Source organism: Candidatus Thermoplasmatota archaeon, assembly GCA_034660695.1.
In the GTDB taxonomy this organism is placed as follows: Archaea; Thermoplasmatota; E2; order UBA202; family DSCA01; genus JAYEJS01.
The window spans coordinates 1-11,217 of sequence record JAYEJS010000043.1 but is presented as its reverse complement, the minus strand read 5'-3'; the positions used below and the strand labels follow the sequence as shown (position 1 = coordinate 11,217).

12 protein-coding genes are annotated in these 11,217 nt (G+C 41.0%); 2 read left to right on the top strand and 10 right to left on the bottom strand.

Annotation, left to right across the window (positions count from 1 at the left end; all coding sequences use genetic code 11):
- The coding region (locus U9O96_02345) for a hypothetical protein (GenBank protein MEA2053948.1) at nt 1–182 on the top strand (182 nt) is incomplete at its 5' end.
- 129 nt (nt 183–311) lie between these two features.
- Complete coding sequence (locus U9O96_02340) at nt 312–746, top strand: hypothetical protein (protein ID MEA2053947.1); 435 nt, start codon at nt 312–314, stop codon at nt 744–746.
- A gap of 280 nt (nt 747–1,026) precedes the next feature.
- On the opposite strand, the gene U9O96_02335 is transcribed toward U9O96_02340, so the two are convergent.
- The 10 genes from U9O96_02335 to U9O96_02290 all read right to left on the bottom strand — a co-directional run.
- Nucleotides 1,027–1,773 carry an ABC transporter permease subunit gene (locus U9O96_02335; protein MEA2053946.1) on the bottom strand — a complete coding sequence of 249 codons (747 nt, stop codon included), beginning with the start codon at nt 1,771–1,773 and terminating at the stop codon, nt 1,027–1,029.
- Nucleotides 1,770–2,693, bottom strand: coding sequence for an ABC transporter ATP-binding protein (locus U9O96_02330; protein ID MEA2053945.1), 924 nt, complete (start codon nt 2,691–2,693; stop codon nt 1,770–1,772). The genes U9O96_02335 and U9O96_02330 overlap by 4 nt, the downstream gene beginning before the upstream one ends.
- The gene (locus tag U9O96_02325; protein MEA2053944.1) at nt 2,690–3,511 is read right to left on the bottom strand and encodes a hypothetical protein; all 822 of its coding nucleotides are present in this window, start codon (nt 3,509–3,511) and stop codon (nt 2,690–2,692) included. The genes U9O96_02330 and U9O96_02325 overlap by 4 nt, the downstream gene beginning before the upstream one ends.
- Nucleotides 3,501–4,394: an ABC transporter ATP-binding protein gene (locus tag U9O96_02320; GenBank protein ID MEA2053943.1), complete on the bottom strand. Its 894-nt coding sequence runs from the start codon at nt 4,392–4,394 to the stop codon at nt 3,501–3,503. Before U9O96_02320 ends, U9O96_02325 begins: the two co-directional genes overlap by 11 nt.
- 295 nt (nt 4,395–4,689) lie before the next feature.
- Entirely contained in the window at nt 4,690–5,481 is a 792-nt protein-coding gene (locus U9O96_02315) for a TdeIII family type II restriction endonuclease (protein ID MEA2053942.1), read from the bottom strand.
- Between the two features lie 2 nt (nt 5,482–5,483).
- The gene (locus U9O96_02310) at nt 5,484–6,701 is read right to left on the bottom strand and encodes a DNA methyltransferase (protein MEA2053941.1); all 1,218 of its coding nucleotides are present in this window, start codon (nt 6,699–6,701) and stop codon (nt 5,484–5,486) included.
- A 284-nt stretch (nt 6,702–6,985) separates the two neighbouring features.
- Nucleotides 6,986–7,228, bottom strand: a complete 243-nt coding sequence (locus U9O96_02305) for a hypothetical protein (protein ID MEA2053940.1) — start codon at nt 7,226–7,228, stop codon at nt 6,986–6,988.
- A 50-nt stretch (nt 7,229–7,278) separates the two neighbouring features.
- On the bottom strand, nt 7,279–7,671 hold the full coding sequence (locus tag U9O96_02300; protein MEA2053939.1) for a response regulator: 393 nt from the start codon (nt 7,669–7,671) through the stop codon (nt 7,279–7,281).
- Nucleotides 7,664–9,940 carry a PAS domain S-box protein gene (locus U9O96_02295; protein MEA2053938.1) on the bottom strand — a complete coding sequence of 759 codons (2,277 nt, stop codon included), beginning with the start codon at nt 9,938–9,940 and terminating at the stop codon, nt 7,664–7,666. Before U9O96_02295 ends, U9O96_02300 begins: the two co-directional genes overlap by 8 nt.
- 107 nt (nt 9,941–10,047) lie before the next feature.
- A partial coding sequence (locus U9O96_02290) for a clostripain-related cysteine peptidase (GenBank protein ID MEA2053937.1) occupies nt 10,048–11,217 on the bottom strand: 1,170 nt, incomplete at its 5' end.

The following is an 11,217-nucleotide window of genomic DNA, read 5'->3' as shown; positions in this document are numbered from 1 at the left end:
ATCCACATGTAATGATATGTGTTTACAATATAAGCACATACGATTCTTACAGAAATTACAAAGAAACAGAAGGGGATTTTGGAAAAACTAAATTTATGTGCTTAAAAATACGGAAGTTAGGATATAATAGAGAGAGTAGTCAAGAACATTCAAGAAAAAGGGGAAATAGCCGAATGATTTAAGGAGGAATCTTGGGAGAAATAGATGGATGGGATTGATTAAGCAATCCATCTAATCTCTTACACCCCGTTAAAATATTCTTGAAAAAAGATTAAAATACGACAAGGCAATATGGGTAGGGAAGCAAAATAATGAGCGATAAAAAGATAGTGCTTGTTGTAGACGATGAGCCAGAAATACAAGAACTAACAAAGGCTTATTTACCGTCTGCTTTTGAAATTCATTCTGCTTATGATGGAGGGGAGGGGGTGAAATTGTATAGGGAGTTGATGGAGAGAGGTAAAAAGCCAGATTTAGTAGTAATGGATTTGAATTTATCCGGCACCAAGAAAGAAGAAGATATGCTGAGACAGATGGGTGGAGAAGAGATGGACGGTGTGAGAACAACACAGGAGATAATGAAAATAGATTCCAATGCAAACGTAATTGGGTTTACCGCTTTCGCTGACCTTAAATGGGGCGAAAAACTCAAGGCAACTGGGGCGAAAAAAGTTTTTGGGAGGGGAATAGGATTTGACGGTTTTGCAAAAAACGTGGAAAAAATTCTTTCTGTTAAACATCTGTAAAACTTCATGCCTCACATTAGACGGGCATACTTCACTACCCGAATTTATTGACAGAACCCAAAATGAAAACAGATATTCCTACAAAATCGTAACGTGGTAGTTTTTACTGCTGAATCGTAAGTTTTTCTGATAGATAAAAATTCATAGTCACCTTGCCAGAAAAAATGAGACGTTACGGAATTTCAGGAATATCCTAACAAAGTAGTATTAAAAGGAGTGCAGGATAATGGATGGCAAAGATGGAGTTTGACAACAATTTATGATTCATGCGCGCCCTGTCTTACTCCACCAAATCTTTACTGCGGAATATGACAATGCTGAGGAAAAGAAAGACAGCTGCTGTGCCCAACAGGACCAGAGCAGACATGCCGGTGCTGAACGCTTCAATCTGGTGAGGCCACGGAGTATCTGCCATGTGGTGAGACATTGAACGGAGATAAAACATCAGGGTCATGTATGGTATCTTCCCCGGCAGGTTTGCCAGCAGGATTTCCCAGAAAAATGCGAACAAAAGACCGACCATCAAAGGTCGCTTTATCGCAACGCCCAGAAAGGCAAAGAATGAACTGTAGACCACAACGCCGAGCAGTATGATGGTGCAATAGTCGGGCAAATGTTCGAGGGTGTCCAAGCTGCCAGTATGAATATCGAGCACAGTCAGGCAGACGGCAATCGGAACAGCGATGATGAGAAAACCTACAGGGATTGAGCCCAGGTAGCGATACAGGAAAAGTTCCTCCCGTCGCAACGACCTTGTTGACAGGTAGCTGATAGTTTTATCGGCAATTTCACTATTTATGAGAGCTGTCCCGCAAAGCAGGGCGATAATAAGCAAAATGAATTGAAGGAAGATGGCAAGAAAAACACCTGAGAAGAATTCTGATGCACTCTCGTCAGGCTGGTACATCCACACGCCGATGATAACAAGCGGGAAAAACGAAAGAACCATGAGCACAGCTGTTCTTCTTGACAAAAATATCTGCTTTGCCGTAAATTTGACCATTTCCATTCTCTCGTTCATACTCATTTTTTCACCAGGTATTTGAAGACAGCCTGAAGATTGTCGTCTGGGCTGAAAATTTCATTGACCTCATGTTTTCCTTTAACAATTATTTCCGGCAGGAGTTGGTAAAAGGCGTCGGGCTCACGTGTTTTTATGGAAAGATGTTGTTCATCAATGATTCTCGCAGATACGACACTTTCTTCTTCCATCAATTCTTTTCCCAGTTTTCTGGCATTGTCTGTGGTAAGGTTTACCATGTGGGGATGCCTGTCTATCAGCTTTCTTATTTCGTGGATGTTCCCAGTTGCCAGCGTTTGTCCGGCGTTGATGAGCACAACCTGTTCCGTCAGCTTCTCTATTTCATAAAGCACGTGGCTGCTAACTATCGCGTGAATTCCCCCGTTTGCCAGTTCCCTAATGAGTTCGATGATGGTTTTTCTCCCGACCGGGTCTGTACCTGCAAGGGGTTCATCCAGAATGAGAAGTTCGGGGTCATGTATGATGGACTGGGCGACCTTTACCTTCTGTCGCATTCCCTTACTGTAGCCCTTTATCTTTCTTTCCATGTCTCTGCTGTTAAGCCCGACTGTTTCAAGAGATTTATACGCCTTTTTCTCGCTTTCGTTGTGACCATAGCCGTGCATTTTTGCCATGGAGGTAAGGAATTCCTTTGCGCTCATCCACGGATAGAGCATCTCGTGCTCGGGGCAGTATCCTATCTTTGCATTCAGCGACGGATTGTTCCACGGCTTCTCTCCGAGTACCTCGATGGTTCCTTTATCCTGGCGAATCATGCCCGTAACAATTCTGAAAAGAGTGGTCTTTCCTGCACCGTTCGGCCCGACAATGCCCGTTATCCCCTTGTTTATATCGACGGTGAATTGATTTAGCCCGATCACTTCTCCGTACCATTTGGACAAGCTGTCGGCAGAAATAATGCTCATACTCTCACCTCTTTCCTGAAGATTTTCCAGTAGATTATCCCCGCAGAACACATAATGACTGCTGCAAGTGCCAGTAGTGACTCATACCACGGGAAATTGTAGGAATTTTGTGTGTTGAAGAGATGCCAACCCACAACTCTGACGTTGTTCCATATTGATATCATAGCAAGACGGTCGTTTTCCAGGATGTCTTTCAGCACCTCTGCAATGATGCCGGAGAACAGGAAAATGATGAATATTCCCGCCCCTGCATAACGCTTATCAGATGTAAGGCTGGAAATTGCAAGCGAAACTGAACCCATCAGGGCAATGATGAACAATCCTGTTGCCATGATAGCTCCGAGAATCCACAGGTGGTCGAAAAGCTGACTCCACGATTCGGATGATGACAGTAACGCCATAAAAAAAAGTAGTATGCCGGGCAAAAGTACCACAACGCTGAGCACACTTGCCAGCACCCCGAACTTCCCTGTTATGTAGCCTGCCTTGGAAACACGCGAGAAGTAAAGGACCACACTGTTGTTCTTTAAATCATCGGCTATTAGACCCGAACCAACAACCGCCGACATAAGAATAAACCATAGCTGACTCTCGTCAAAGAAACCCTGGAAAAATTCCGGCTCGAACTTTACCGGCATGAATATAATCGACACAAGTCTTGTTACCACGCCAAAGAAGTATGTCAGAATAATCAGGGCAATGACCCATTTTGATTTGAATGCCAGCACTGCCCCTTTCTTCACAATGGTAAGCACCCTCTGACCCATGTTTGAATGCATGCCGTCCCATGACCTGTATTTCTGAAAATCAATTCCCATTGTTTCCCTCCACGATGTCAAGGAACAGTTCTTCCAGCGATCGGGAACGGAAGCCCATATAGCGGATCTGTACGTTTGCATCCAGTGCTGCATCCCATACTTTATGAGTGATGTCATCTCCTTCAACCACAAGCTCGCTGCCGGTGCCGGACACATTGCATTCTTTTTCCCGAAGGACGTTCACAAAGCCTTTCTCGTCGCCGCGTATTTTTACCCTCAATGTCTGCAATCCCAGCAGCTCTTTCACCTTTCCCTGCTCGACCAGTTCTCCGTTGTTGATGATGATTGCATCCTCGCACACAAACTCCACATCGGGAAGCAGATGTGAACTGAGAACGATGCTTTTGCCTATGGAAGCAATGCCCCTGAGAAGCGAAAGCATTTCTTCCCTTCCCTCGGGATCCATTCCGTTCGTTGGCTCGTCAAGGAAGATAACCATGGGGTCGTGCACGATAGCCTGAGCCAGTTTAACTCTCTGTTTCATGCCTGTAGAGTAACTCTCTATTTCCCGGTATCGCTCCTCTTCAAGCCCCACGTAATCCAGCGTCTGGTGAGTACGCTCCATTGCCACATCAGGAGGCAGACCTGAAAGTTGCCCGAAGTACGATACGAATCCCACGGCTGTGAGCCCGGGCGGCAGGCAGTCATGCTCAGGCATGTATCCCACCATGTCCAGTGCAACCCTGCCCTTTCTATTACCAAGGATTTCATAACTACCGCCGGATGTCTCAATCAGCCCTAGGAGAATGCGCAGCAAAGTGCTCTTTCCGGCACCGTTGGGGCCGAGCAAGCCCACTGTCCCCTCTTCCACATCAATGGTAAGGTCGTTAAGCGCCATGAAAGAACCATAGGATTTGGAAAGCCCATAAGTAGAAAAGAGCATATCAGGCAAACCTCCCTCGATATTTAATTATTTTCTTTTTATGTCATCTTTGGATCTTATTCTGAAGATGTGAGAAGGTAAAAGCGGAAAAAGAATAAGAACCGATGCACAAATCATATTGGGCAAGGTGGAGGAAGGAATATCCTGCTGAAAGCGTTTCAGGGAGCGTATATATGGAATTTTGCATTGCTCTATCTGTGCTGATGAACATGGTTTTTTCCATACAAAAGGCAGCGTAGCTTCTCGCTAGAAACTAATGAATGTTATACGCTGTTGGTCGCTTATTTTTCATGGTTTAATCTCCTTTACCAGTCCTAAACTCATCAAACTTTTTATTTATTTCATCTCTTAATTCTTCTCCGACTTCCTGGAATACATCTAATAATTCTTCGTAGATATTATCACAAGCAACAAAATTCCAGAATTCCTTTCCAACCAAAATTTCGCCTTTTTCTAAATCATACAATCCTTTCAATGTCCATCGCTCGTAAGGTTCTGGATGATAAGGATTATAGGGAATAGCAAGTCTTGTAAAAAGATTGATATTCTTATCTTGGCTTAATCTTAAAGCCGTCCATCTCAAAAGTTTCAGTTTCAATGCCACAAATTCTTTCATATTTGGTTTAGCACTTGTGATGTCAAAGTAGTTCTCTTCATTCTGTATTTTTACAAACAAATCTACAACCGAATCTGGGTCAGTTTTTGCTGAACCTCTTTTTATCTTCTTTCTAATCTGCTCTATTTCATAAATTTTGTCTGTAGAAATTTTTCCTTTTCTTAATTGATAGTGAAGCCCGCTGATTAGTTTTTCTGTCTCATTGTTTATTTCACCAAGTAACTTATATTGTCTTTTTGCATAATTGCCAGCACCTTTAGCTAAAATAACCGCAACCTGTTCCCAAATAGAGATTCCAAAAGTAGTATTCATTGACTGAATAAAAGAAAATATTGCATAGCGGTCTTTACCAAGAAGTCTATGATGAAAAGGCATATGCACCGTTTCAGGTTTATACTTCCTTAGTTTTTCTCTTACAGTAGTGGTAAGAAGTTCAGCGATTTCACTTGCCGTTTTTGATGATAAACTCATATTTACACCTTCTTGAAATGGAATATAGATTCAAAATATTTATTAGAATCTCTCTCTGTTCTCATCAGAACGGGTCTGTTAAAAACATCGATTAGTTCAAAACTACATTGTTTCCCAATTTCGGGATATAAGTTAAACTTATCATTTGCTACGATAAAAATTAATGCTCCATCTTTCAGGTACTTAGATACATTTTTAAAGACATCTATTATCCCTTTCATGTATTCTTTCTTAGCATTCCCATTCTGTCCTTTTCTGGCAGGTCCTATTTCTAGCTCATCAAGTCTTGGGAAATCAAATAGTTCATATGCATACCTATGTTGCTCATGATAATCGATAACTCCCACATATGGTGGAGATGTAAAAATACCATCTATTTCTATATCCTCAGGCAACTTATTCGTCCGTGCATTTCCTTGATAGATTTTGATAAAAGCATCTGTTCTAATTTTGTTAAATTCTTTTAACCGTTTTATTGTATCATAACTGTAACGGTTTATGAATTTTAAAGCTTCATTAATAGGCTCGCAATACCTTTTATGTTTAATACACCAGTAAGTTTCTCTAACAGGTTTTTTGGGACGTGCTAAATCATAATGAGGGATAAGTCTTGCTGAGCGGGCAGACCTTGAGAGAATAATTTTTAAGACATCCTGATTTTTGTAATCACCTATTATACTTCGGTAAAACAAGATTTCCTGTAATGCCCCATCTGCAAACCACGTTTTTAAATATTCGCTGTCAGTTTCAAATCGTTCTATCTTTCCGAATAATGTCTGTCCGCCTGTTGTTAGCTGTTTACTAAACACTCTCAACCTTTTCAATGCATCTTTAATTTCCGTTTCCACCTCCGGAATATCACATTTCTTCGTTTTAACTCTCTGAATTAATACATTAAAAGGTGATAGTTCAATTCCTATTGAGTTCATTCCTAATACATTAGCTTCTATCAGTGCTGTTCCAGAACCTGAAAAAGGATCAAGTATTATATCACCTTTTTTGAAATACTTTCTTAAAAATACCTCTACAAGCTGAGGAATGAATTTACCAAGATAAGGATGTAACCTATGGACATGTTTTGTTCTCTCGAATTCTCTTACACCAATAAAGGTTAGGTCATTTCCCAAAATCTCAATATTTTTTTGCGTGTCTGCTCTCTTTTCTATAAGGTCTATATCTATCCCAAACTTTGCGGCTGCTTTCTTGTTTGCTTCAAGCATGTTACTCCATCTCCTTATTTCTTATTGCTATTAAAAATTTTGTGAATCATGTACATTCGGCGACCAATTGCAGATAACTCCTTATATCCGAACTTGGTTTGCATATCACTCCATTTTGTCATTATATCCGAACTTAATATTCCTCCATTCATTTCTTTGCATCACCTCTCTAACATATTGTAATGCATTGCTTGCTTAAAATTTTTGTTTTTGATCATAACAACCTTTTCAGTTATTCTATTCCTTCCAACGCCTCCCTAAAACCCTTGGCAAATTCAAAACTTTTATCTGTTGCTATCGCTCTGCGACGAGTTGGCTTTATTAAGCCTTTTTTCCAACACGCGGGGAGAATATCTCACTTTATGCTCCGGCAATCCAGTATTTTCTGATAACTTTATTATCCCAATTGGTTCTTCGTTTACTATTAGCTTCAGCATTTTTATGTGCCTTTCCAGTAAATAAAATTCTGATAAAACCCTGCCCATCAAAGAATTATTCACCATATGGGCATTTTCATTGGGCAGCATTCAATGAAGTAATGAGTTGCGGTATAAAAGTCCTGCTTGCAGATCCATTATCAGAGTTCTACTTCTTCCCCTTCCAAAATCTTTTTTACAATCTCTCGAAAAGCATCAAAACCAACAGTTCTTGGTATCACGCTTTTTGCACCGGCTTTTTTCAGCTCTTCAGCCCAGCCAGTGCCGAAAGATGCTGTAAATCCATATATCAATGCGTCTGGATTAACCTGCATTATCTTTTTTGTTGTTTCAACCCCGTCCATGCCAGGAAGCTTGAGGTTCATTATAACCAGGTCAGCTTTCTTTTCCTTTTTCATAAGCTCTGTATATTTTTCTAACCCTTCCTCACCACTTAAAGCGGGATATATTTTCACATCCAACTCGGAAAGGTATATCTGTATCAGTTCCTGTATTGCCTCTTCATCATCTACAACCAGTATCCTTTTACTCACGAATCTCTCCCTTCGTAACTACATTTTTTACAACACTTTCCACCCTTTCCACAGCATTAATGATGGCTTTTAATTTCTCACGCTGATCAGCATCTCTCTCATCTTTCATTGCCAGCTCAAGGTATCCTTTTGCAATACATAGGGGGTTGAAGAAATAATGTGCTGTTCTAGCCTTAAATTCTCTTTCCTGCTCCAATGCTATTTTCAATGCTTCTTCTGCTCTCTTTCTTTCCGTAACATCATATGCATTACCCAATCCAGCAGGCTTGCCTTCGTATATAATATTTGCAGCAGCAAAGTCAATCCATTTTGTTTTACCGTCTTTTGTTATAACTCTGAATTCGTAATGATGAGGCTCTACTTTTCCTCCTTTTTCTCTTGCCTTACCTCTTTTCTTTATTACCCTAACATCATCTGGATGCACAACATTCCAGAACTTCATCCCAATTAATTCATCTCTAGAATAGCCACTTATTTTTTCCATTGCCGGATTTGCATATTTAAAAATATCATCTTGGTAAATGAAAATGGCTGATGTGGAAGATTCTGCAAGCAATCTAAATTTCTCTTCGCTTTCTTTTAATGCTTCTTCTGCCTGTTTGTGTTTTTCCTCCATTTCAATATTGTATAGGGCAAAGGCAATATCACCAACAGCTTCTTTGAAAAGGCTACGCTCCTCCTTATTAGCAGCAAGATGAGCAGGGATAGAAACAGATGCCAGACCGAAGACTTTTCCTTTATATTCCAATCTAACAGTCATCGCCTTCTCACTGGGTTCTTTTCCCAAAAGTGGACAACCAACACATGCAGAAGGATCTTTTATTGTTACAACTCCAGATTGCTTTAAAGCCCTCCTGCAGCATTCTATCAGCTCGCCGCGCTTGAACAATTCCTCCAATGGGGCAAAATCCTTACCCAAACCTGTTTTTGCAAATGTAATGAACTTTTTATTTTCATCAAAGAGTGCAATCCATGCACTGCTATAGCCGCGTGTTTCGATGAAGACATCGCACACCCTCTGAATTAACTTGTTTTTATCTTTCTCTCCAACAATAAGCTGATTTACATTGCGCACGGCACGCAAAACTAGATTGAGATGTTTTATTTTTTCCTCTGCTTTCTTTCTTTCTGTAATATCCAGGTTCACACTTATGCTACCTTCATATTTTCCATCAACATCCAATAATGGTGCAGCGGAAACGATAACGGTGCGAGGTTTACCATCCTTGGTATATAATGTGATTTCGTACTTGCTTGATTTTCCTTCCATCCTTATCTTCGTTTGTCTCTCCAACTCGGGTATCTGCCTTTCATCTATCAATTCCCGAAAATTCATGCCAATGATTTCATTTCTCTCATATCTAAGCATGTCTGCAAATGCTTTATTGGCAAAAGTGATATTATCGTCTTCATCATCAATACAAATTCCTTCTTGGGCTGTTTCAACCAAAGTTCTGTATTTTTCTTCTGATTGCTTTAATTCCTCCTCCATTTTCTTTCGCTCGGTGATATCAGTGAATATTCCCAGTACGCCGATAATGTTGCCATTTGCGTCTCGCACTGGTGTTTTTACAGTGAGAACTGTACGTTCTTCGTTGCCAATTCTGTAAGGCTCTTCCATCTGCTCAAGCTGGCCGGATTTCATAATCCTCTGGTCGTCGGTGCGGTATTTGTCAGCGAGGTCCCGCGGATAGAAATTGTAGTCAGTCTTGCCCTGAATCTCATCTGGAGCAATGCCTATATCCGCGGCATAATGTGAGTTGCAAAACACGTAGACGGATTTCCGATTTTTGAAGAATATCTTGTTAGGAAAGCTTTCCATCAATAACTGCTTCAGCTCATTACTCTCTCGCAGTTCCTCCTCTACCTTTTTGTTCTCCGTAATGTCTCTTGCAATACCTTGAACGCCAATAACTTCCCCATTTTCTCGAATTGGCATCGTCCTCAACATAACGATTCTAGTATTCCCATCTTTTGTCTTGATTTTCAATTCATATGACTGCGGTTTTCCACCCAATGTTTTTCGATATATTTGTATCGATTTCTCTTTATCTTCATCAGCCACGAGTTTCAACGACTGTTCTCCGATCAATTCTTCTCTATCATATCCGAGGCTTTTCTCGAACATTTTATTTACCGATGTGTACCTGCCCTTCACATCGGCAGTCCAAATTATGTCATTGGCATTTTCGAATAACTCCCTATACCTTTTCTCGCTTTCCCGTAATGCTTCCTCAATCTCCATGCATTCCTTATTTTTATCCCTCATTTTTCCTGTCTAGATGACCAATTCAATCATACACTCTTGATATTTTAAATAATCGATTTTTTTTACATGACATCCTGACGTTAAACTCCGCGCTCCTTCAGCCGGGATTAAATGCCGTAAAATGCCCGTAAAAATTCATCCCAGTGTGTATGTAAAGCAAAATCCGTATTTTCATATGAGCTTACGTAGTTGCCATCCGGCGGGAAATATATGCTTATGCCGTGGGCATTTTGGTGCTCATTTCCGTGCCATTCATAGAATATTGCCCTTGTAACATTTTCTATAACAGCCTGGGAGGCATTGTTTACAACAGAGTCATTCGCAAAATTTTTTTGTATGTTAAAGGCAAAATCATACAAATCCACGATTCCAATACTGTTAAACGATTCTGTTTCATAATACGAATCCTCTATTTCGATAGCATGGGCTGCAGTTCTGGAAGACAATATCTGTGCAAGCTCATCGACAGCATGGGTCAGGTTTTCAATGAAATTCATGTTCCAGGCGGAAATCGTTGCGCTCTGGGCATATTGATAGTACAAAGCGTATTCATTGACTATTTCTTCGGATAACTCATGAGCACCCATTGAAGTATTGCCCGCGATGCTTTCCAAAATGTCTGCATGCGGCAGGCCCGTTGCAAAAACAGATTCCTCGGAGGCTACAAAATAGCTTACATAATCCGTCAGCCCGTATGCACATTCTATTTCCCCCATCCCACAGGCAGTGTATACTAAAACATCTATGATTTCGCCGTACTCCTCGCAGCTGCCAGAAATCGCATTTTTTATCTCCCCCATCGTTAATCTATCAGCCGGGTTCTCGTCACGGCATATGCCCATCCATCCGTTGCCGTGGTTCCATAACTCGAGCATGTAATTTCCAGCAGGATAATTTTTCATTGAATACCCTATAAACTCCCGGAGGGGGGCACAGTCGCCCATGTTTACCTCGTTTCCGTAACTCCAGTCAGGATTTATTTCGCTCAGCGGCATTTCATTAAACGATTTATTTTCCGAAACGTAAAGATGGGAATTATGGTCTCCACGGCCGTCATAAAGAACGAGCACGGTTACATTTTCATTGGTCTCAACCGAAGTAATTTCACTTAATTCCATCTGGGCATAGGAATCCATGTTGTTGTCTCCGTCAAGATATATCATGACTGTCCACCCCGTGGTGGTTGTATTGGTCTCCCCCCCCTCCCCACCAGTTTTTTCCTCGCTCTCGAAATGCCATAAATTGCTTTCAGCAGAATCTTTTCCATCACTAGCTAC

Bases quoted from the DNA above. Each gene is read 5' to 3' on its own strand.
- U9O96_02340 (MEA2053947.1), top strand. From the start codon at position 312: ATGAGCGATAAAAAGATAGTGCTTGTTGTAGACGATGAGCCAGAAATA.
- U9O96_02335 (MEA2053946.1), bottom strand. From the start codon at position 1,773: ATGAGTATGAACGAGAGAATGGAAATGGTCAAATTTACGGCAAAGCAG.
- U9O96_02330 (MEA2053945.1), bottom strand. From the start codon at position 2,693: ATGAGCATTATTTCTGCCGACAGCTTGTCCAAATGGTACGGAGAAGTG.
- U9O96_02325 (MEA2053944.1), bottom strand. From the start codon at position 3,511: ATGGGAATTGATTTTCAGAAATACAGGTCATGGGACGGCATGCATTCA.
- U9O96_02320 (MEA2053943.1), bottom strand. From the start codon at position 4,394: ATGCTCTTTTCTACTTATGGGCTTTCCAAATCCTATGGTTCTTTCATG.
- U9O96_02315 (MEA2053942.1), bottom strand. From the start codon at position 5,481: ATGAGTTTATCATCAAAAACGGCAAGTGAAATCGCTGAACTTCTTACC.
- U9O96_02310 (MEA2053941.1), bottom strand. From the start codon at position 6,701: ATGCTTGAAGCAAACAAGAAAGCAGCCGCAAAGTTTGGGATAGATATA.
- U9O96_02305 (MEA2053940.1), bottom strand. From the start codon at position 7,228: ATGCTGCCCAATGAAAATGCCCATATGGTGAATAATTCTTTGATGGGC.
- U9O96_02295 (MEA2053938.1), bottom strand. From the start codon at position 9,940: ATGAGGGATAAAAATAAGGAATGCATGGAGATTGAGGAAGCATTACGG.